We start from the raw sequence: 21654 nt of genomic DNA on the forward strand, positions 1-21654 counted from the left end.
AAGTTTTGAAGAAATCGAGGCTTACAGTATAATAAAATCAGATTTAACATTTGAAAGCGAGTGTTCAAGATGGGACGTAAATGGAACAATATTAAGGAAAAGAAAGCGTCAAAGGATGCAAATACAAGTAGAATCTACGCGAAATTCGGACGTGAGATCTATGTTGCAGCAAAACAGGGTGAGCCTGATCCTGAACTTAACCAACATTTAAGAGTCGTTCTTGAGCGTGCGAAAACATACAATGTACCAAGAGCAATTATCGACCGTGCGATTGAAAAAGCAAAAGGTGGTTCAGAAGAGAATTATGACGAGCTACGTTATGAAGGCTTTGGACCAAATGGATCAATGGTAATCGTTGATGCACTTACAAATAACGTAAACCGTACAGCTTCTGAAGTACGAGCAGCTTTTGGTAAAAATGGTGGAAACATGGGTGTTAGTGGATCTGTAGCCTATATGTTCGATGCGACAGCTGTGTTTGGTATTGAAGGTAAAACTGCAGATGAAGTTCTTGAGCTGTTAATGGAAGCAGATGTTGATGTACGTGATATTTTGGAAGAAGAGGAATCTGTAATTGTGTATGCAGAGCCAGAGCAATTCCATGCTGTACAAGAGGCATTTAAAAATGTAGGAATTACTGATTTCACCGTAGCAGAATTAACAATGCTTGCGCAAAACGATGTAACCCTTCCTGAGGATGCACAAGCGAAATTCGAAAAAATGATTGATGCATTAGAAGACCTAGAAGATGTTCGTCAAGTGTACCACAATGTTGATTTAGGTGAATAAATTGAATTGCAGACCTTTCAGATTAATGCTGGAGGGTCTGTTTTTTTATGGGAAAATGAAACCTTCTTGATTTGGTATGCGTATTCATAGTTACAAAGTAAAGGGGGGAAGGGAGCATGTATCCAGGAGAAATGATGTTTACTATTGTTCCAGTTCTTGTAATGGTGGGCTTTATCATGGTTATTGGACTTATTCTGGTTAATGTCGGAAAAGGGGTTAGTCAGTGGAAGAAAAACGAGGATTCCCCTAAATTAAGTGTTCCTGCAATAGTAAAAACAAAGCGTACTCATGTTAGTAGACATACTCACCATCACGGGGGCGATGTTCACCACCATCACCATTCATCACAAACAAGCTATTATGCCACCTTTGAGTTTGAAAGTGGGGACCGGTCAGAATTCAAAGTAACGGGTAGTGAATATGGTCAGCTTGCTGAGGGAGATATGGGAAAACTAACGTTTCAAGGAACGAAATATCTAGGATTTGAGAGATATCCAAGATAATAGAAGAGGATATTGTCGATATTTCTAGAATAATAGGATATATGTGAATAATGAGGAGGGGTACAATATGACAATCGAGCAATTCTTAGAGGAACAAAATAAAACGGTTAGAGAGTTACATATCAAAAGTGCAGAGGCTTCTTGGATGGCCGCAACCACCGGTGAAGAGGAATGGAATACGAAGGCTGCTGAAGCTGAAACAGCATATACGGTTTATTTTTCAGATGCTGAGCGCTTTGAGGAGGTTAAGAAATACCTTCAGGGAACCGAAGACAAGGTACAAAAACGCCAACTCCAGCTTTTGTATTCAAGTATGGTAGAAAATCAGCTTCCAGAAGAAACCCTCAAAGAAATGGTACAGCTTTCTACTGAATTAATAGGGGTATTTAATACATATCGTGCAACTTTGAATGGAAAGCAAGTGACTGAAAATGACATTCGCCAAATTTTAATCAAAAGCAATGACCTTGAGGAACGTGAACAGGCATGGCGTGCGAGTAAGCAAATTGCAAAAGAAATTGAGGAAAAGTTACTGACTTTGGTTAAGAAGCGTAATGAAGCTGCACGTCAATTAGGATATGATAATTTCCACCAAATGAGCTTTGAAGCGCAAGAGCTTGATCGTGATGAGGTCTTTTCTATTTTCACAAAACTAAAGGAAATCTCTGATGAGCCATTCCGTGAAGTTAAGCGGGAAATGGACGAAGATTTGGCAGAACGTTTTGGCATAAAGGTGGAGGATCTACGGCCTTGGCATTATGCGGACCCATTTTTCCAAGAAGCACCTCCTTCTAAAGAGTTGGACCTCGATCCATTATATGAAGGGAAAAATCTTGAGGAGTTAACAAGCCAGACATTTGCGAAAATGGGTATGGATATATCCGATATGCTTGCTAAAAGTGATTTATATCCAAGAGAAAAGAAGAACCAGCATGCATTCTGTACAGATATTGACAAAGATGGAGATGTTCGCGTCTTATGTAATAACGTATTGTCTGATTACTGGTCTGCGACTATGCTACATGAATATGGGCATGCGGTTTATTTTAAATATATTGATAGTAGCCTGCCGTTTCTATTACGTAGTCCGGCACATACGCTAACTACTGAGGCAATTGCCATGCTTTACGGTCGTTTTGCTAGGAATCCAAAGTGGCTTCAACAATTCTTAGAGTTAGACCAAGAGAAGGTGGATGAAATCACACCACTTATTGAGAAGTCCTTGCGTCGTCAAATGCTCATCGCAGGACGCTGGATTATGACCTTCTCCTTCTTTGAGCGTGAGCTTTATGAAAATCCGGATCAAGATTTAAACCGACTATGGTGGAAGCTTGTGAGTGAAATTCAATTACTAACACCACCAGACAATCAGGATTATCCACATTGGGCTGCTAAGATTCATTTTACATTGGTGCCAGTGTATTACCAAAACTATTTACTAGGTGAATTAACAACCTCTCAATTACAGCAATATATTGAAAGTAATGTATCGAGTGACCTCTTTACTGAAAAAGTAGGAGAGTACCTGTTGAATGACTTCTTTAAACCAGGTGCTTTGTATACTTGGAACGAAAAAATTGAAAAAGCCACTGGTGAAAAATTAAATCCACAGCATTTTGTCGATCAATTTGTAACCGTGAAATAAAATGAGAGAGTTTTTCTCTCATTTTTTATCTTCAAAAAGGAGGAGGAAAGTATGTCATTTTTCTCTTTTTTTGATAAGAAATGTATAATTTGTAAAAGGAAGAGTAGACCATTGCGCAACTATATTGACGATAATGGGAAAACAATTAAGGTATGCATTCCTTGCTCAGAATATGCAGAACGAAGAGCATACAAAATTAGAAATTAAAAGGATGAATCAACTTGTATTTAACAGTGAAAGAAACAGCAGAATACCTATCAATTCCAGAAGAATTGGTACAAAAGTTAATTCAAGAGAAGAAGGTACGTGCCCTTTTTGATGGTGAACAGTACCTTTTATACAAAGAGCAATTCAATACGCATCTCGATCAACTTGCAAAATATAAAAAGCTATACGAGGAATGGCTTAACGAACCAATTCCTGAGGATATCGATGTTAAGGATGAGGATTAAAAATTTACGTTTTGGTAGGAGAGACAGATGGCAAAGGAACAATATATCTACACTCTAAAGTTGATTCCGCGTTTACTCGATGAACAAAACTGGACAGATATCGAAAATCAGATTGTTCAGAAGCATTTTATGAAGTTGAAGGCCTTATTGGAGGAAAACATACTGATACTAGCAGGCAAAACTCAAACACTTGATGAATCGACATTTGGGATTGTCATCCTTCAGGCTGATTCGGTACAAGAAGCTCGTGAGATTATGGAAAATGACCCTGCAGTTAAGGAAGGAATTATGACAGCAGAGCTCTATCCATATCGTATTGCCCTCTTTAATAATGGTTTTCATGAGTAGCTGAAGATATGATTATCGGGAGTCATGGTTTCTGGAGAAGAGTATCTGAAACAGTCCCAATACCCCTAAATCAAAAAGAACCCATGGGATTCCATGGGTTTAACTGTTTAATACCCTTTCTTATAATCAACTACATTATGAGGTAACGCTTCACCACGTACATAGTTTTCAAGATTCGGTATAAAAATATCCTCAATTACACGCTTTGTATAATGTTCAGTAGACCCAGAGGTATGAGGTGTTACGATTACATTTTCAAGATTCCAAAGCGGGCTATCCTCCTGGAGAGGTTCCTTCGTAAAGACATCAAGGCCGGCTCCTGCAATTTCTCCAGATTGTAATGCCTTACTTAACTCTTCTTCAACGACAATCTCGCCTCGTCCAATATTAATGAAAAAGGACGAAGACTTCATCTGTTTAAATTCTTCTGCTCCAAACATATGGTGGGTTTCCGAGGTTAGCGGTAGAGTCACAACGACATAATCACACGTAGGCAGCATATCTGATAATTGATCAGGTGTATACATCTTATCTACAAAATCTACATTTCTACCGGAATGTCTCACTCCAAGTACAGTCATACCAAATGCCTTTGCAATTTTAGCCGTTTCTTTTCCAATTGCCCCGACCCCAATAATACCAATCGTCTTTTCGTGAATTTCAAGTTTCATGTCAGCATGATGCCACTTTTTCTCTTGCTGGTTTCGTACATATGTATGTATCTTTCTCGTTAATCCAAGCATAAGAGCAAAGATGGTCTCAGATATCGGATAGGCATGAACGCCATTCGCACTCGTTAGTAGAATATCTCGATTCTCCATTTCAGCGAGTGGCATACTATTCACCCCTGCACTCCAGCTTTGTAACCAACGAAGCTTCGAATCAGATAAAATGCATTGATCCGCAATTTCCTTTTTCCAGCCAACAATAACCTCAGCATCTCCTAAATGATCCAACCAAACAGATGAATCCCTCCCAGCAACAATTTCCCAACTCGGTACAATAGCCTTGATTTGCTCCAAATGAGACTCTTCAATATCCTGTGTAATAACCAGTTTCCTCATAGTATTCCTCCATTCCAGTGGGACAGTTACCTTGCCCTGGGACAGGGGGACAGGCACCTTGTCCCACCATATTTTTACAGGGACAGGGAACCTGTCCCCGTGACCCATTTGTTTCTAGTATACATAGTATTGAAATTCCAATCTATGTTAAAGTTTGAAGAGTATTCCTAGTTGATATTTTGAACAGTTTTTGAATTAATTGTGACGAAATTTAGTTTTTATATATATTGTGAAATTTTTCACATGATATTTCGTGGAAAAGGGTGTATGATAAGTTTGTAAGGAAGTTTGCTCAGTAGTGAGCAAGATGAATTTAATCAATCAAACATATAAATAAAACCTTGTAATGGAGGTCTTTCATGATGAAAGCATGGACTGGTTTTAAAGAGGGTAAATGGCAAAACGAAGTAGATGTACGTGATTTTATCTTACAAAACTTTACACCTTATGACGGTAATGATGAGTTTTTAGTAGGTCCTACTGAGGCAACTTTAACTTTGTGGGAGCAAGTAATGGAATTAACCAAACAGGAGCGCGACAATGGTGGGGTTCTTGATATGGATACGAAAGTTGTATCTACCATTACCTCACATGGACCTGGATATTTAGATAAAGAGAAGGAAAAAGTAATTGGATTCCAAACAGATAAACCATTTAAACGTTCTCTGCAGCCTTTTGGCGGAATCCGAATGGCGGTCGATTCTGCTAAATCCTATGGATTTGAAATAGATGAGGAAATTGTAAAGATCTTTACTGAATACCGTAAGACCCATAATCAAGGTGTTTTTGATGCCTACACACCAGAAATGAAGCTCGCTAGAAAAGCGGGAATTATAACAGGACTTCCAGATGCTTATGGACGAGGTAGAATTATTGGGGATTATCGTAGAGTAGCACTCTATGGTGTGAACCGTTTAATTGAAGAAAAGAAGAAAGATCTGCTTCATACAGGTAATGGTGAAATGTCAGATGATATTATTCGTGATCGTGAGGAGATTTCTGAACAAATCCGTGCCCTTCAGGAATTAAAAGAGTTAGCAAACTCTTACGGATATGATATTTCAGAGCCGGCAAGCAATACAAAAGAAGCGTTTCAATGGTTATATTTTGCCTATTTAGCTGCTATCAAGGAGCAAAATGGAGCAGCAATGAGTTTAGGACGTGTCTCAACTTTCCTAGATATATATATTGAAAGAGATATAGCGAACGGTTTAGTAACAGAACAGGAAGCTCAGGAGATTGTGGATCATTTTGTTATGAAACTACGTCTTGTGAAGTTTTCAAGAACACCTGATTATAATGAACTGTTTAGTGGAGACCCTACTTGGGTGACGGAATCACTTGGTGGTGTCGCACTTGATGGACGTCCATTGGTCACAAAAAACTCTTTCCGTTTCTTGCACACATTAGATAATTTAGGACCAGCACCAGAACCAAACCTAACAGTCTTATGGTCTGTGAATCTACCGGATAACTATAAAAAGTACTGTGCAAAAATGTCTATTAAAACGAGCTCAATTCAGTATGAAAATGACGATATCATGCGCGAAACCTATGGTGATGACTATGGTATTGCATGCTGCGTATCTGCAATGACGATTGGTAAGCAAATGCAATTCTTCGGAGCAAGAGCAAACCTTGCGAAAGCTTTATTATATGCTATCAATGGTGGCGTTGATGAAAAGCTGAAGATTCAAGTTGGACCAACCTATGCACCAATCACGTCTGAGTACTTGGATTACGAGGAAGTAGTCGAAAAATATGATGTGGTACTTGAATGGCTTGCTGGACTTTATGTGAATACACTAAATATCATTCACTATATGCATGATAAATATAGTTATGAGCGCATAGAAATGGCACTACATGACAGAGAAATTCTCCGTACGATGGCATGCGGTATTGCCGGTTTATCTGTTGTGGCGGATTCACTTAGTGCAATTAAATTTGCCAAAGTACAAACAGTAAGAGATGAAAACGGTATTGTTGTAGATTATAAGATTGAAGGGGATTTCCCTAAATACGGTAACAATGACGATCGGGTGGATGACATTGCGGTTGAGCTTGTAAAACGCTTTATGAATAAAATTAAAAAGCATAAAACATATCGTAACTCTGTTCACACTCAATCTATTTTAACAATCACGTCTAATGTTGTATATGGCAAGAAGACTGGTAACACACCTGATGGACGTAAAGCTGGTGAACCATTTGCACCAGGTGCAAACCCACTTCATGGCCGTGATACAAATGGTACCTTGGCATCTCTAAGCTCTGTAGCGAAGCTCCCTTATGAGTATGCGTTAGATGGAATTTCTAACACGTTCTCAATCGTTCCAAAAGCATTAGGTAGAGAAGAAGAAACAAGAATTAGTAATCTAGCAGGTTTACTTGATGGATATGCAATGAAAAAAGGACATCACTTAAATGTGAACGTGTTTGACCGCGAGACCTTATTAGATGCGATGGAACATCCTGAGCTATATCCACAATTAACAATACGTGTATCTGGATACGCAGTAAACTTTATCAAGTTAACAAGAGAACAACAAATTGATGTGATTAACCGGACATTCCACGAAAGCATGTAAGGAAATGTCTCTGGTGGCGAATCCCTCATGCCCCGATTGTTCTAAGGGAGGTTTCCCTGCAGTTATTAACAGTACACCTTTACAGGGAAACTGCTAGTAACTGTCTTACAAAATCGGACGCATTAAACGGTGGCGCATTTGAACATTTAGGAGGACGATGAACATGAACGGACGCATTCATTCAATAGAAACCTGTGGAACACTAGATGGGCCAGGATTACGATATGTCATATTTACACAGGGGTGCTTGCTCCGTTGTCAGTTTTGTCATAACCCGGATACTTGGAAATTAAATATAGGGAAGGAAATGAGTGTTTCAGAGATTATTAAGGACATCAGTACCTACCTACCTTTCTTTCAAGCTTCAGGCGGTGGTGTTACTGTTAGTGGTGGTGAGCCATTACTACAGTTGGATTTTTTAATAGAGCTATTCAAAGAATGCAAAAAACTCGGCATTCACACCACTATTGACAGCTCTGGCGGATGCTTTAATCGGACTCCTCATTTTATAGAACGTTTAGAGGAATTACTTACACTCACGGATTTGATCCTACTAGATATTAAGGAGATCAATCCCGTTACCCACAAGGAATTAACAGGGATGAGCAACGAACATATACTGGACTTTGCTCACTACTTATCTGAAAAGAAAGTTCCTGTCTGGGTTCGTCATGTGTTAGTTCCAACAATTAGCGATAATGATGAGGACCTTACCAAACTATCCGAATTTATCCGGACCCTGAATAATGTAGAAAAAATCGAGGTTCTTCCTTATCATAAACTCGGAATTTATAAATGGGAAAACCTCGGCCTAGAATACAAACTAAAAAATGTTGAACCACCAACAGACGAACGTGTAAAAAACGCAGAAAGAATCCTAAGAGGATAAGTAGTCACGGGTGGGTCACGGGGACAGGTTCTCTGTCCCACCATTTTTTTACAGTCGTAAACAAATAAGATGGTAAAATACAAAAGCAGTAAGAGAGAACGTAACGTTTTTCTCTTGCTGTTTTTTTTTGTTTAGCAGCTCATGTGTCTTGATTAGCAGGAAAAGTGTGGATGGAGACGAATTGAACTGTAGAAGAGAATAAAAAAGTTTTTGAAAGTGTGAAACAAAAGTACCTTTGAAACGACTTATTCATGACTGGGGGCGAGGCAATGGAGAGTGAGACGTTAGATATAGAACAAATTTATGACATGTACTACCGAGATGTTTATCATTTTGCACTTTTCTACACGAATAACCGTCAAGAGGCTGAGGATATCACGCAAGAAACCTTTATTAAAGTGATGAAGAAGCTCGGTACCTTACAGCATCCTGAAAAAATAAAAACTTGGATCTTTTCGATCGTAAAATACACGGCCATTGATAGGAAGCGAAAGCAGAAATTTTTACAATTTCTCCCGGATTGGTTTGTTGAGAATGAATCGGAGGAATTATCACCTGAAAATCAAGCCATTCAAAAAAAAGAGTGGGAAGAACTCCAAGAGGCATTGACAAAGTTAAAGCCTACGTATCGTTCAGTAGTAATTTTAAGGAGCTTAAAAGAGCTATCAATTAAGGAGACAGCAGAAATCATGGGATGCAGCGAGAGAAAAGTGCGAGTCGATTACCATAGAGCACTTCAGCAAATGAAAAAGCATGTTCAAGTGAACGAAGAAAGGTGGGGACTGCATGAACAATCGAAATGAAGAAAAATGGTTGGATGCATTAAAAAATCGTCCGGATCTTGAACCAGAGCCAATGTTTGTGAGAGAACTAAAAATAACCCTTAAGGAAGAACAGTTGATTAAAAGAAGAAATTTTTCAGGCTTGAAGGTATGGATCCCGCTGACAATGGCAATCATGCTGTTTTCCATTATTACTGTGTCCTATGTGACAAACACACCTAAACAGGGGCAGCAACTACCAGTCGACACTGAGGAGCCATCAAATGCAATCAACTCAGACTTTGATACTTTGTTAGCTCTCAATCCTGGATATAAACAAATTTATGAGTCGGTATTTAAGGTTACGGGTCATGATGTAGCAAGTAAAATGGTGGTCAAATTCTTTGAGGCCCTGCATGTGGAAGATAAAGAGTTTCTTAAGAAACAAGTGTTTTTTGTGGCGAATCCTGAAAAAGAGGTTCAGGTATTACTCGATTTTTATAAAGGGATCGATGTTCAATCGATTCAAATTCAATCCTTTAATCAAAGCCAAGCAGAACCAAGTGTGGAAATAGTCTTTTCATATTTCCAAAATGGTGAGGAAAAACTTCATCACATTCATGTTACCTACTGGGAAGAAGAAATAGCGGAAATTTATGCACCACTCGACGAATATGTTCCAGAGATCAAAAATGACATTGAGCTTAACGAGCAAGAAAGAGCAGCATATGAAGAATTCAAGATTGATCATAATCCTGAGGCGCTAAGAGGAATGGAGCCAATTAGTGTAGCAAAAATATATATCCAGGCAAATGCAGATGGTGACCAAGTAACATCGTATGCCTTATACACAACAAGAGAAGATATGGTCATGTGGTCAAAAGAAGAGGATAAGAAGTACTGGGAGGAAGAAAAAATGGACCCAGAATCATACAAGAAAGCATTTTACGGTTTAGGTTCTGGAATCTTTCATCAAACAAATGAATATCAAGGCTATATCTCCTTCCGAAACAGTACCGGACAAATGGGCTTCCAAATGATAAAAGACGAAACCGGAATATGGAAAGTAGCCTTTATGCCGATTCAATAAACTGGGTCAGGGGGACAGGTCCCTTGACCCGCCATATTTTTACAGGGACAGAGTACCTGTCCCTGTGACCCAAAGAAAGCCTCAACTGAGCCAAAGACATCCGCATCTGGACCAACTTTGTCCCATTATTTTAGTCTAAAACGTTCTTCAAACATGTAATCTTCTGCTTCGTCGTACGTGGCAAAGGCTGCTTCTAGGTTTAGTCCGGAATAGATGTTCCACCAGTCATCCTCAAGGATAAGTATAAGTGTTTGTCCAGCGTCATTAACCCAGCGCTCCTCATGACCATCTCCAATTATGGCACTCTCTCTTGCTGCATCTGAATTGGCTGAGAGTGAGTGAATGGATTCCTTCACGATTCTCCGGAGGTCATCTTCAGAGAAGTCCCGAATATTTACAAAGCCCTTTTCATCCACCTCATAGTTTTGAAGATGCCCAGCATAGACAAAGCCATTTCCATTCGGATGAAGATGTTGAACAACCACCTTTTTGTCAAAAATACTATCATTATAATGAAAGTTTACTCTTTTTAAAGAGACATCCTTTCGCTCTAACTCAGGGAATGATTGAATAATCTCTAATTTTTCTTCAAAGGATAACATGTTTCTGTCCTCATTTCTAAAAGTTTTTGCACCTAACTTACCCTATTATTTCCTTCACACGTCCAACCTGACCATCTTCTAGTCGAACTTTAATCCCATGAGGATGAAAGCTAGACTTTGTTAAAACATCCTTCACAATACCTTTCGTTAGAATACCGGTCCGTTGGTCTTTCTTTAATACTATTTGCACCTGAATTCCAGGTTTTATATCTACGCGATTTTGCCCATTCATAGTGTTGTCCTTCCACAATATATTTATTTCTATAGTTTACCTTACTTTGGGAGATTTATCTTAAAAACGGAATAAATAATCATTGGATACGTCCATGGTTGAACCGAACGTCTGTGAAAATAGCACCATATTTAGTTTGTGAATTAGTATAAAAGGTTGATATACATGGCTTGAACTTTGTGGCAATTTTAAAGTGCGGACAGGATTTTACAATTTTCGAAATATGTAAAAGTTTTATTTAACTTCTGTAAATTCCATTGACCGTGTTCAAGTGTACCAGTATCTTGAAAGCGTACCAAAATCATTTTAGGTAAGGGGAGAAGAATGTGAAAAAGGGCATAGTAAGAAAGTTTCTATCATTATTATTTGTTTTTAGTTTAATAGTGCCTACGACTCTATTAAACTTCGCGCCTCCTGTACATGCTGCAGAAGGAAATGCTGTTGTAACTGAAGAACAATCATCTTTTATTACAGTAGCAGAAGCGATTGCAAATAATACTGGGAAGGCTACAGTACAAGGTTATATCGTGGGGGCGGCTATTAGTGGAACAAATTATGATCAAGTCGCACCATTTGATATTGCCACAAATCTAGGTTTGGCAGACGATCCAAATGAAAGTGATCCTGCTAAAATCTTACCTGTACAGTTACCAAATACTGATATTCGCAAAGAGTTAAACTTAGTAGATCACCCTGAAAACTTTCAAAAGAAAGTAGCTATATCTGGTAGCCTTGAGAAGTATTTTAGCGTACCAGGTTTAAAAAGTGCTTCTTCTTATGAATTTCTTGACGGTGACACCAATCCAGAACCTGAACAACCAACAGTAATTAGCATTGCTGAAGCACGTGCTCAGGGAACAGGTGAAGCAGCAGTTAAAGGTATTGTTACTGCCGTATTAAAAAATACAATTCACATTCAAGATGAGACGGCTGCAATTGCTGTTCGTCCAACATCATTAGACGTTACACTTGGTGATGAAATCACTGTAAGTGGTTCATTACAGGAATATAGAGGATTACTACAATTAAATTCTGCAACGTTGATTGAAAAACTAGAAGACAAAGGCGTGCCGTCTCCAGTTGAATTATCAGGCGCAGCAATTACTGAAGAAAATGAATCTAAACTAGCAATTGTAAAGAATATCGAGCTTGTAAATGTGAATGAAGGTAGCGGCTGGGCTAATTTCACAGCAAAGGCTGAAGATGGTACTGAGTTTTTAGTTCGTGATGAAAATGGTTCATTGGAGTTATCAGTTGGAACTACGTATGATTCAATAACAGGTATTGTTCAACAGTTTGATACAGACTATCAAATTATTCCGCGTGGACAAGCTGATATAGTGGAAGATGCAACAAAAGTGCAGAAAGTTAGTGCTTCTCATCCATCAGGGACAATCCCAACTGGAACGGAAGTAACTCTATCCACAACAACTGAAGGTGCAGACATTTACTATACAATTGATGGAACTGAACCAACAGTTGAAAATGCTCATAAATACAGTGAACCGATTACGGTGGAAGAAGACGTAACAATTAAAGCATTTGCAGTAAAAGCTGGTTTTACTGCTAGCGAAGTAAATGAATTTACGTACAAAGTGTACGATGTAGAAGACATTAAAATCCATGATATTCAAGGCGAATCACATGAATCACCACTTACTGGTACAACAGTTAACAATGTTGAAGGTATTGTTACCTATACGTATAAAATCAGTGGGGCTAACTATTTCCATATGCAAACACCAGATGACCAAAAGGACAACAATCCAAAGACGTCTGAAGGTATTGTCGTATATACAGGCAACCAAGCAAATGTAGAAGTAGGTAATGTAGTGAGTGTAACGGGTACAGTCGATGAATACCATATCGATGGCTATTATGATTCAAAAGCTGAAACGGACTTAGCGGTTACACAAATTAATGCTCGTGATGACCGTGGGGGTATCGTTACAGTTATCGAGGAGAAGGTCGAATTACCTGAAACTACTAAAATTACGAGTGAAAACTTACCAGGTAATGTAATCGATAATGATAGCTTAGGAGAGTTTGATCCAGAAGAAGATGCAATTGATTTCTGGGAAAGTATAGAAGGAATGCTTGTTGAAGTAGGGACAGTGAAGGCTGTATCGCCTCAGGAGCATGGAGATTTAATAACTGTATTGGAAAATAGAGAAACTGATACAATCCATGGTGGCGTTTTATTAACGGAAGACAACGCAAACGCTGACCGTATCCAATTCAAATTGTACGATAACAATGCTGCGAGAGACTTTGAAGTAGCGACAGGGGACAAATTTGAAGGACCAATCACAGGTGTAGTCAATTATGGCTATCAAAACTATAAGATATATGCTGATTTGGAAGACATGATATCAAAACATGTTGTTGGTGAAACAGAACCTGAGACAACAACAATAATCAAAGCGGAAGATAAACTAACAATTGCTTCTTATAATCTAGAAAACTTTTCAAATAATACGTCTGAAACATCAAATGATAAGGCTCAAAAACTAGCAAGAGCTTTTGTAAAAGACATGAACAGTCCTGATATTATTGGCGTCACAGAAGTTCAAGATAACAATGGACAAGATGCTGGAGATTCAGCTGCAAATGAAAGCTATGAACGGTTAATTCAGGAAATTGTGGATGCTGGTGGACCTGAATATGAATACCTAAACATCGATCCTATCAACAATGAAGATGGTGGAGCGCCAAATGCAAACATCCGTGTTGGATTCTTATATAACCCAGATCGCGTTTCCTTGCCAGAAGGAATTCCAGCCGGTGATGCTACAACAGCGGTTGGTTATGCAGAAGGCAAATTAACTCTTAACCCTGGTCGTATTGATCCTACAAATCCTGCATTTGATAATAGTCGTAAACCGTTAGCTGCACAATTTACCTTCAAAGGTGAAGATGTTGTGGTAATTGCAAATCACTGGAACTCTAAATCTGGTGACACTCCATTATTCGGATCTACACAACCACCTGTTTATGGTAGTGAAGAACAACGCAAACAAATTGCAACGATCGTGTATGACTTTGTAGAAGAAGTAAAAGCGGATAACCCAGATGCCAATATCGTATCGGTTGGTGACTATAATGATTATCAATTCTCTGATGCAATGAAATTGTTTGAAGGTGAATTGATGACTAACATGATTAACTATGTAGATGAGAGTGACCGCTATACGTACTTGTTCCAAGGTAACTCACAAGTGTTAGACCATATTGTTGTTTCAAATAACTTAGTACCTGGAACAGAAATTGATATTTTACACATTAATGCTGATTTTACTGACATGGCTGGTCGTGCGAGTGACCATGACCCGGTATTGGTTCAAGTTGACCTAAAAAAGAATTTTGAATTATCCGTTATGCATACAAATGATACACATGCTGCTTTGGATAATATGCCAAAAACAGTAACTGCAGTAAAAGAAGTAAGAGAGGTTAAACCTGATTCGTTACTTCTTCATGCAGGTGATGCATTTACAGGAACCTTATATTTCAATGAATTCCAAGGTGAAGCAGACTTAGCGATGATGAACCTAATGGGCTTTGATGCAATGACATTTGGTAACCATGAATTCGACTTAGGTTCTTCAGCAGAGGGACATCAAAAATTGGCGGAATTTATTCAAGGTGCACAATTCCCATTTGTTAGTGCAAATGTTGATTTCTCAAAGGATGCTACATTTGATGGACTATTCAAAGAATCTATTGCAGCAGATTTTGAAAATGGACAAATATACAATGGAATCATCAAAGAAGTAAACGGTGAAAAAGTAGGTATCTTCGGTTTAACAACAGAAGAAACAGCTGACATCTCAAGTCCAGGTTCCATTGCTTTTGAAAACTATCTTGAAGAAGCAGAAAAAGCTGTCGAAGCTTTTGAAGCAAAAGGTGTTAATAAGATTATTGCATTAACTCACATTGGATATGACGATAACGCAGCTATTGATAACGATTTACTTCTTGCTGAACATGTAGAAGGTATTGACGTAATCGTTGGTGGACATAGTCATACAACGTTGGATGAGCCTGTAGTTGTTGCAAAAGATGCAACGCCAACTGTAATCGTTCAAACTGGGAATGCAAACAGTAACTTAGGCGTTTTAGATGTTGTATTCGATGACAATGGTGTAGTCATTGAACATGCTGGGGAATTAATTTCAATTGGTGACCAAGCCGAAGATCCTCAAGCTGCAGAAATACTTGCCCCTTATAAGGATAGAGTAAATGCTGTTGCTCAAGAAGAAATTGGTGTATCAACTCCAATTGAATTAGAAAACCCACGTACAGACGGTGATAATACAAAACCAAGTGTACGTAAAAACGAAACGATCTTAGGGAACTTAATTACGGATGGAATGCTTGCGAAAGCAAAGTCATTCACCGGTAAAAATGTCGTAATGGCATTACAAAACGGTGGTGGTATCCGTGCAGCTATTAACGAAGGATCTATCACAGTCGGTGAAGTAATTACTGTTCTTCCATTCGGTAATACGTTAGCGACAATGGAACTAACAGGCGCTGAACTGAAAGAAGCTTTCGAAATTTCGGTGAGCAGATACCCTGGTGAAAATGGAGGCTTCTTGCATGTAGCTGGAGGAAAAGTAGAATTTGATTCTTCAAAACCTGCAGGGGAACGAGTAGTTGACGTTTATATCAACGACGATAAAGGAAACCCCATCGCAGTTGATGATTCTACTACGTACACAATCGCAACCAATGCCTTTACTGCAAAAGGCGGAGACGGCTATGATGTATTTGCAAAAGCTTATGAAGAAGGCCGTGTAACTGACTTAGGACTATCCGACTGGGAGAACTTCCGAGATCATCTAGTAAGCATAGGTAGTGAAGGAATTTCAACAGAAACTGAAGGTAGAATTGTAGACATTCATACAACTCCAGGTGAGGAAGAACCACCAGTTGAAAAAGAGCCTCAAGTCGTAGTGGTGACTCCAGAAGTCAAGAATGGCAATAAATATGAAGTTAATGCTGACGATCTAGGGCAATTACAAGATGGAGCTACTGTTATCGTAGAAGTTCCTGAAAAGAAAAATACAATTTTTGTATCATTACCTGCAGAAACGATTGCGAAACTTAAAGCAGCAAATGCAAATCTAGTAATCTCAAATGGGGTTGTAGAACTTAAAATCCCGGCTTCAATCCTGCCTGATGGTGTAACGGAAATTAAAGTAAAAAAAGACAACCGTAAGGATGCTTTAGTTGCTTATGAATTTACTATCAAGTCTGAAGGAAAAGGATATCACAAGTTCAAAGAGGAAGTCACAATGACTTTTTCAGTTGACCCTAAATTGGTGAAGAATGAAGATAAAGTCAAAGTCTTCTATTGGAACCCAGAAAGTAGAGAGTGGGAAGTAATCGGTGGGGAACTGAAAGATGGAAAGATCACTGCCACAACTGATCACTTCAGTACATTTGGTGTCCGAGAAGTTGACGTTGAGGACAAAAAAGAAGATGTAGATACTGATGAGATTATTTCTGATGAAAAGGATGTTCAAGGTGGGAATAAGCTACCTGTTACAGCGACTAATCATGCTAACCTGTTAGTTGCAGGAATTGTACTAATCCTTTTGGCAGCGAGTATCATCTATTTGAGCAGAAGAACACAGCTGAAAAAAGCATAACTACAAAACAAAGACCATAGGATTTCTTCTATGGTCTTTGTTCATTTTATTTATGGAAGGAGGAATCCCCTTTACCTGTAATTAAAAGAGTTGAATCGGGTGCATCGAAGACTCTAATGCCTCAAATTGATATCCTTGATCACGTAAATAGTCTAATAGTTTCGGTAAATGCTCGAGTGTTTCAGGTCGTTCGTGTAGTAAAATAACAATTGGTTCATTGACCCGATTGAGCTTATTTAACTGTTCAATCACACTGTCGACATAGCGGCTGTCTCTAAACTGCCAATCACGGCTATCAATATTCCAATCCCACAGTTTATATCCCGATGCATCAACGGCTTCCTTATAAGCATCAGTCATATGTGGAGCGCTTCCAAACGGTGTGCGTATTAAATCCGTTTCAATACCTGTCAGCTCCAAAATCGTCTGTTGTGTTTGGTTCATCTCACCTAAAACAGATTGAGAAGATTGATAGAATTTATGCTTATCGTGGGTTACTCCGTGAAGACCTAAACTATGCCCTTTATCGACCATTTCCTTGACTGCTTCTGGATACTGTTTGATATTATTGTCTAACATAAAGAAAGTTGCTTTCGCGTCGTATTGATCTAATAAAGCTAAAATGTCTTTTGAAACCTTATGAGGACCATCATCAAATGTTAGATATACTGCTCTCGATGGCGCAGCTGGTGTTTCTTTTGGTGCATCCTGCGTATCGTCTGTTTCGGGACTTGGGTGTTTTGCAGTATTCGGTTCCGGAGTTGGACTGACTTCAGGTTCTTTTGTGGGTGTGGGTTCCTCGATAGTGGGTTTATCTACTATTTCATTACTTTTCGGTTTATCGTGCACGCTCAAATCATCATCCTTGGGTTCAGTTTTTACTGGTTTCTCAACAGTCTTTTCAACACCTGCAACAGATTCAGAGGCATCTGCTTCAAGAAAAAACTTAGATTGTAAGAGAAAAAAAGAATACAAGAGTAATAGGACAGTAAAGGCTAGAAAAGCGATAATCTTAATAATGTTTCCCTTCCTTACTTTTTTCGCACTCCCCATTATGCATACCTTCTTTGCTGAGATATTCTTCACTATATTTGACGTATATGTTGCAGAAATGTTTCACTTTTATTACGAAATTTACAAGCTATATTATGGTACCACACCAAGAGAGCGTACGGAAGGAGAAAAGTAGGAAAAAGGTAATGGGAGGCTCGTAGGCTAATAGTCTGTTATAACAAGTAGAGGATGCTAAGAAATCCTCTGAGCATCCTCTGTAATTTATTTATTCCTCACAACTAAAAAATATTTACTATTAACAACTAATAAAACAACTGCCATAAGGATTATTGAAAATGTCTGTGAATGATCCCCAGTAACAGAGTAGACAGTAGAAAGTGTAATTGCAATAATTAGGGAAATGTTTAATAAGTTGTATGATCTATACAGCCCATCTAATATGACATGTTTTTCACCATCGTCTGCATAGTTTAGGAAGTTTTGAGCATATTCTGGGTCGGAAGCACTTGGTATATTCCGCTCTGGGTTACTTTGTTTCATAAAATGTGTCATGTATTGAATCATGAAATAGGCAATGATAATGAGCCCAATTGCAGCTAACTTGAACAGTAAGTTTTGATCCGTTATTAAACACAAACTAAGCAACAGTATAGAAAAAACGAAACTTGAGTTTGTAAATAGGGAATAATCTGCTGCTAGTTTATATTTTCTATCCTCGACTTCATCCTCTTCATCACCACTAAATGTTTGTTTGTTTAAGGATTTAATCTGTTGAATCCTAAACAAACTCAGGGCAATTAGAATGATAGAGATTACAAGTAAGCTGATAACTGTAATTTCTCCTGAGAAAGTAAACTCAGAAAAATTCATCAAAGCATACGCGACAACGAAACCAACAAGTCCTCCAACTATAAACTGCAAGATAAGTTTCATTTATAATTCCTCCTCTTCAAATTGAAATACATTCTCAACTGGTTCATGAAAAATACGTGCAATTCGAACGGCGATAAGTAGTGAAGGCATATATTCTTCGCGTTCAATTAAACTTATCGTTTGTCTAGATACTTTTGCGAGCTTAGCAAGCTGAGTTTGATTATAGCCATCACGTGCCCGAAGCTCTTTTAAGCGACTTCTCAAACAACATCACCTTCAATTCTTTAAATCTTATTTGTATTGTAAAATATATTTATTAAAATGTAAACTATTATTGTCAAAAATATAATAATTGTAGTCAAATAGTCGTGTGACTAATACAAGCTGTTTTGTGATTTCGTTACACACTTTGCTTGTTATGGCGTAGAATGAAATCATTAACGAAAAGTACCAAAACAATTTACTTGTTAATAATATAAAAATATATAATAATCCACTTATAACAAACTTAGAATTAAAGGGGGATCTCAATTTGAAAATAAGGGTTTCAGCCGTTCAATATCATCTTCATACAATTGGTTCATTTGAGGAATTTGCTTCACAAGTTGAACATTATATAAAAACAGCAATGGAGTTTGATGCAGAATTTATCTTATTTCCTGAATTCTTTACAACTCAGCTTTTATCGATAGGTGGCGAGGATGGTAAAAGCCTTACAATAGACGACCTGCCAAATTTTACTGAACAATACCGAGAGCTTTTTTCTAATCTTGCCAATCAATACAATGTCCACATTATTGGTGGTACACATGTCATTCGAAAAGGGAATCACCTAAATAATGTGGCTCATTTGTTCTATCCAGATGGTCGAATTGGAGAGCAGGCAAAATTACACATTACCCCTACAGAAGTGAACGAATGGAATATGTCACCTGGTGAGGATTTTAAAGTGTTTGATACAGATAAGGGACGTATTGCGATGTTAACCTGCTATGATATTGAGTTCCCTGAAATCGTAAGAATGGCTAAAGCAAAAGGTGCGGATGTCATTTTTTGTCCATCTTGTACAGATGACCGTCATGGATTTCATCGTGTTCGTTATACGAGCCATGCAAGAGCAGTGGAAAATCAAGTTTATGTGGTGGGAACGGGAACAGTTGGTTCTCTTCCAACAGTTGATTTTATGCGTGCTAACTTTGGACAGGCGGCAGTACTTACGCCAAACGATATCCCATTTCCACCGAAAGGGATATTAGTAGAGGGCGAGATTAATAATGACATGATCGTAACAGCCGATCTAGATTTAGACCTTCTATATGAGGTTCGTGAACGCGGATCTGTTACAACGTGGCGAGATCGAAGAACAGACCTTTACCCAGATTGGAAATAAGAGAAAAAGGAGTGAATGAGTATGGAGTATAGAAGAATAACAAGTATCAATGATCCGTTGTTTTTTAAAATGCATGAGCTTATGAAAGAGGTTTTTCCGAAAGAAGAAGTGTTAGATTTTGAACTTTGGAAGGAACCTTTGGAAGACCCAAGTATTCGTGTATTCGTTGCAGTATTGGATGATCAAGTAGTAGGAGCAACGGAATATCGCTATTATCCAGATTGGAATATAGCAATGACAGACTTCACAATTATAGGTCAACCTGGATTAAGCATTGGTCGCTTCTTAGCTCAAAATCGTAGCGTAGATTTACAGGAGCTTGCAAAGGCAAACGGAAAAGAGTTATTTGGAATGTTTGCAGAAATCTATGATCCTTATAAGGTAGCGCACTATGAATTTGGAACAGTGAAGCCTATGGATCCGTTTGTGCGTCGTGAGGTATTGTCACACCTTGGCTATAAACGGTTAGACTTAGCGTATGTTCATCCATCTTGGAACAATGATGGAGAGGCAGTAAAGGGACTTGATTTATGCTTTATGCCCACTGATGACAGGGTAAATGAGCTTCCAAGTCAATTGGTAGTCGACTTCCTGACAACCTACTATACTGTTCTTCCAAACAAACCAACTGAATGGATTGAAATGGTTAATGAAGTAAGAGAGAAAGAAACGATCGGTTTATTACCTTTATAAAAAGACTACGTCCATATTTAATCGTGTATCAATCGGTTAGATATGGACTTTTTATGTCCACTTTTTGTCTGAAAATCAACATGTGATATAAATCATATACCTAAAGGAAGGTAGGAATTACAATGAATATATACATGTGTGTTTAAAGAAGAAACCTCGTTGTTGAAGCTCTATAACACTCAAAATAACGACTATCCAAAAAGTTGGTGACGAGATGATTAGTCAGATATTAGATGGTTTTAGTTTTCACGCCCAATGGAATGGCGGAATTATCTTTTTTACATTGATTTTAAGTGTATTGTATATGTTCTTATTACCTACACCTCAAGGACACAAATTATATAAAACGATATCCTTTGTTGGGAGTATGTTACTTATCCTTTTAGCCGTCGGAAGTCCGCTCAATCTATTAGGACGAATGTTATTTCGAGCCCACATTATACAGATTGTCGCAATCCTTCTAATAGCAGCCCCTTTACTTGTAGTTGGAGTAAAGACTGAATTACTACAAAAGACGTTAACAAATAATGGAATCAAAAAAATATATCGTTTTTTCACTCATCCTCTTTTTGCAATTGTACTATTTCACGGTTTGTTTATTGGATATCACATACCGGTAGTGTTTGATTGGATTCGGACTGGGTATTTTACAAATTATTTCTTTTTAATAGGATTGATTGTAGCTGCGGTGTTCCTATGGTGGCCGATTATTGGACCGATACCCGAACATGATCCATTGAGCCTACGTCAAAAGCTGACGTATATTGTGGTGAATATTGTATTGTTTGTACCAGTGACTGTATTCCTATTGCTTGCGAATGGTGAACTATATACTGTATACAGTGATACTAGCCAAATGCTAGCTGCTATTGCATTGTGTATGCCACTTGGAGAAGAGGTTCCACCAGATCTACTGGAAACGCTACTCCCATATCCGCCATTAAGTGAACAAAAAAATGGGGCGATTATACTCTTTGTTTCACAGGCTTTAATCTTTGGGTTGAGTGCAATCTGGTTAGTAATGAAAAATAGAAAAAAAGCATAGTAAGAAGGCAGAAGGG

At 38.3% G+C, this 21654-nt stretch carries 19 protein-coding genes; 13 read left to right on the plus strand and 6 right to left on the minus strand.

Going from position 1 to position 21654, the window contains the following annotated elements:
• The first annotated feature begins 69 nt into the window (after window positions 1-69).
• From ACWNMY_RS13625 to ACWNMY_RS13645, 5 genes are all read left to right on the plus strand, one after another.
• Window positions 70-789, plus strand: coding sequence for a YebC/PmpR family DNA-binding transcriptional regulator (locus tag ACWNMY_RS13625; protein ID WP_449538810.1), 720 nt, complete (start codon window positions 70-72; stop codon window positions 787-789).
• A 116-nt stretch (window positions 790-905) separates the two neighbouring features.
• Window positions 906-1292 (plus strand): DUF2500 domain-containing protein, encoded by a 387-nt coding sequence (locus ACWNMY_RS13630; protein WP_449538811.1) that lies wholly within the window; start codon window positions 906-908, stop codon window positions 1290-1292.
• A gap of 67 nt (window positions 1293-1359) precedes the next feature.
• Window positions 1360-2937 carry a M2 family metallopeptidase gene (locus tag ACWNMY_RS13635; protein WP_449538812.1) on the plus strand — a complete coding sequence of 526 codons (1578 nt, stop codon included), beginning with the start codon at window positions 1360-1362 and terminating at the stop codon, window positions 2935-2937.
• A gap of 221 nt (window positions 2938-3158) precedes the next feature.
• A complete protein-coding gene (locus ACWNMY_RS13640; RefSeq protein ID WP_449538813.1) occupies window positions 3159-3389 on the plus strand; it encodes an excisionase family DNA-binding protein in 231 nt (76 codons plus the stop codon).
• Window positions 3390-3416: 27 nt separating this feature from the next.
• A complete protein-coding gene (locus tag ACWNMY_RS13645; RefSeq protein WP_449538814.1) occupies window positions 3417-3737 on the plus strand; it encodes a YciI family protein in 321 nt (106 codons plus the stop codon).
• Between the two features lie 107 nt (window positions 3738-3844).
• Here ACWNMY_RS13645 and ACWNMY_RS13650 read toward each other — a convergent pair whose 3' ends face one another.
• The gene (locus ACWNMY_RS13650) at window positions 3845-4801 is read right to left on the minus strand and encodes a D-2-hydroxyacid dehydrogenase (protein ID WP_449538815.1); all 957 of its coding nucleotides are present in this window, start codon (window positions 4799-4801) and stop codon (window positions 3845-3847) included.
• A gap of 362 nt (window positions 4802-5163) precedes the next feature.
• On the opposite strand from ACWNMY_RS13650, the gene pflB reads away from it, so the two are divergent.
• The 4 genes from pflB to ACWNMY_RS13670 all read left to right on the plus strand — a co-directional run bounded on the left by pflB (window position 5164) and on the right by ACWNMY_RS13670 (window position 10132).
• Complete coding sequence (pflB, locus tag ACWNMY_RS13655; RefSeq protein WP_449539128.1) at window positions 5164-7392, plus strand: formate C-acetyltransferase; 2229 nt, start codon at window positions 5164-5166, stop codon at window positions 7390-7392.
• Window positions 7393-7555: 163 nt separating this feature from the next.
• A complete protein-coding gene (gene pflA / locus ACWNMY_RS13660; RefSeq protein ID WP_449538816.1) occupies window positions 7556-8281 on the plus strand; it encodes a pyruvate formate-lyase-activating protein in 726 nt (241 codons plus the stop codon).
• A 269-nt stretch (window positions 8282-8550) separates the two neighbouring features.
• Window positions 8551-9084: an RNA polymerase sigma factor gene (locus tag ACWNMY_RS13665; protein WP_449538817.1), complete on the plus strand. Its 534-nt coding sequence runs from the start codon at window positions 8551-8553 to the stop codon at window positions 9082-9084.
• Entirely contained in the window at window positions 9068-10132 is a 1065-nt protein-coding gene (locus ACWNMY_RS13670) for a hypothetical protein (protein WP_449538818.1), read from the plus strand. The genes ACWNMY_RS13665 and ACWNMY_RS13670 overlap by 17 nt, the downstream gene beginning before the upstream one ends.
• Before the next feature lie 125 nt (window positions 10133-10257).
• Here the strand turns inward: ACWNMY_RS13670 and ACWNMY_RS13675 are convergent, their stop codons facing one another.
• Together ACWNMY_RS13675 and ACWNMY_RS13680 are read right to left on the minus strand one after the other, a co-directional pair.
• A complete protein-coding gene (locus ACWNMY_RS13675) occupies window positions 10258-10734 on the minus strand; it encodes a hypothetical protein (RefSeq protein ID WP_449538819.1) in 477 nt (158 codons plus the stop codon).
• Window positions 10735-10771: 37 nt separating this feature from the next.
• Window positions 10772-10966, minus strand: coding sequence for a YwbE family protein (locus ACWNMY_RS13680; protein ID WP_449538820.1), 195 nt, complete (start codon window positions 10964-10966; stop codon window positions 10772-10774).
• A gap of 326 nt (window positions 10967-11292) precedes the next feature.
• On the opposite strand from ACWNMY_RS13680, the gene ACWNMY_RS13685 reads away from it, so the two are divergent.
• On the plus strand, window positions 11293-16623 hold the full coding sequence (locus tag ACWNMY_RS13685; protein ID WP_449538821.1) for a 5'-nucleotidase C-terminal domain-containing protein: 5331 nt from the start codon (window positions 11293-11295) through the stop codon (window positions 16621-16623).
• Between the two features lie 81 nt (window positions 16624-16704).
• Here ACWNMY_RS13685 and ACWNMY_RS13690 read toward each other — a convergent pair whose 3' ends face one another.
• The 3 genes from ACWNMY_RS13690 to ACWNMY_RS13700 all read right to left on the minus strand — a co-directional run bounded on the left by ACWNMY_RS13690 (window position 16705) and on the right by ACWNMY_RS13700 (window position 18774).
• The gene (locus ACWNMY_RS13690) at window positions 16705-17676 is read right to left on the minus strand and encodes a polysaccharide deacetylase family protein (protein WP_449538822.1); all 972 of its coding nucleotides are present in this window, start codon (window positions 17674-17676) and stop codon (window positions 16705-16707) included.
• 222 nt (window positions 17677-17898) lie between these two features.
• Window positions 17899-18570, minus strand: a complete 672-nt coding sequence (locus ACWNMY_RS13695) for a DUF3169 family protein (protein WP_449538823.1) — start codon at window positions 18568-18570, stop codon at window positions 17899-17901.
• Window positions 18571-18774 carry a helix-turn-helix transcriptional regulator gene (locus tag ACWNMY_RS13700; protein WP_449538824.1) on the minus strand — a complete coding sequence of 68 codons (204 nt, stop codon included), beginning with the start codon at window positions 18772-18774 and terminating at the stop codon, window positions 18571-18573.
• 268 nt (window positions 18775-19042) lie between these two features.
• Here ACWNMY_RS13700 and ACWNMY_RS13705 point away from each other — a divergent pair, with 268 nt between their 5' ends.
• The 3 genes from ACWNMY_RS13705 to ACWNMY_RS13715 all read left to right on the plus strand — a co-directional run bounded on the left by ACWNMY_RS13705 (window position 19043) and on the right by ACWNMY_RS13715 (window position 21638).
• Window positions 19043-19900, plus strand: a complete 858-nt coding sequence (locus tag ACWNMY_RS13705; RefSeq protein ID WP_449538825.1) for a carbon-nitrogen hydrolase family protein — start codon at window positions 19043-19045, stop codon at window positions 19898-19900.
• A gap of 21 nt (window positions 19901-19921) precedes the next feature.
• Window positions 19922-20593 (plus strand): GNAT family N-acetyltransferase, encoded by a 672-nt coding sequence (locus tag ACWNMY_RS13710; protein WP_449538826.1) that lies wholly within the window; start codon window positions 19922-19924, stop codon window positions 20591-20593.
• A gap of 214 nt (window positions 20594-20807) precedes the next feature.
• Window positions 20808-21638, plus strand: a complete 831-nt coding sequence (locus ACWNMY_RS13715; protein ID WP_449538827.1) for a cytochrome c oxidase assembly protein — start codon at window positions 20808-20810, stop codon at window positions 21636-21638.
• Window positions 21639-21654 lie beyond the last annotated feature (16 nt).

The sequence above is a fragment of the Ferdinandcohnia sp. Marseille-Q9671 genome (genome assembly GCF_976954385.1).

Coding starts and splice junctions, on each gene's coding strand:
- ACWNMY_RS13625 (WP_449538810.1), top strand. CDS start 70: ATGGGACGTAAATGGAACAATATTAAGGAAAAGAAAGCGTCAAAGGAT.
- ACWNMY_RS13630 (WP_449538811.1), top strand. CDS start 906: ATGTATCCAGGAGAAATGATGTTTACTATTGTTCCAGTTCTTGTAATG.
- ACWNMY_RS13635 (WP_449538812.1), top strand. CDS start 1,360: ATGACAATCGAGCAATTCTTAGAGGAACAAAATAAAACGGTTAGAGAG.
- ACWNMY_RS13645 (WP_449538814.1), top strand. CDS start 3,417: ATGGCAAAGGAACAATATATCTACACTCTAAAGTTGATTCCGCGTTTA.
- ACWNMY_RS13650 (WP_449538815.1), bottom strand. CDS start 4,801: ATGAGGAAACTGGTTATTACACAGGATATTGAAGAGTCTCATTTGGAG.
- pflB (WP_449539128.1), top strand. CDS start 5,164: ATGAAAGCATGGACTGGTTTTAAAGAGGGTAAATGGCAAAACGAAGTA.
- pflA (WP_449538816.1), top strand. CDS start 7,556: ATGAACGGACGCATTCATTCAATAGAAACCTGTGGAACACTAGATGGG.
- ACWNMY_RS13665 (WP_449538817.1), top strand. CDS start 8,551: ATGGAGAGTGAGACGTTAGATATAGAACAAATTTATGACATGTACTAC.
- ACWNMY_RS13670 (WP_449538818.1), top strand. CDS start 9,068: ATGAACAATCGAAATGAAGAAAAATGGTTGGATGCATTAAAAAATCGT.
- ACWNMY_RS13675 (WP_449538819.1), bottom strand. CDS start 10,734: ATGTTATCCTTTGAAGAAAAATTAGAGATTATTCAATCATTCCCTGAG.
- ACWNMY_RS13680 (WP_449538820.1), bottom strand. CDS start 10,966: ATGAATGGGCAAAATCGCGTAGATATAAAACCTGGAATTCAGGTGCAA.
- ACWNMY_RS13690 (WP_449538822.1), bottom strand. CDS start 17,676: ATGGGGAGTGCGAAAAAAGTAAGGAAGGGAAACATTATTAAGATTATC.
- ACWNMY_RS13695 (WP_449538823.1), bottom strand. CDS start 18,570: ATGAAACTTATCTTGCAGTTTATAGTTGGAGGACTTGTTGGTTTCGTT.
- ACWNMY_RS13710 (WP_449538826.1), top strand. CDS start 19,922: ATGGAGTATAGAAGAATAACAAGTATCAATGATCCGTTGTTTTTTAAA.
- ACWNMY_RS13715 (WP_449538827.1), top strand. CDS start 20,808: ATGATTAGTCAGATATTAGATGGTTTTAGTTTTCACGCCCAATGGAAT.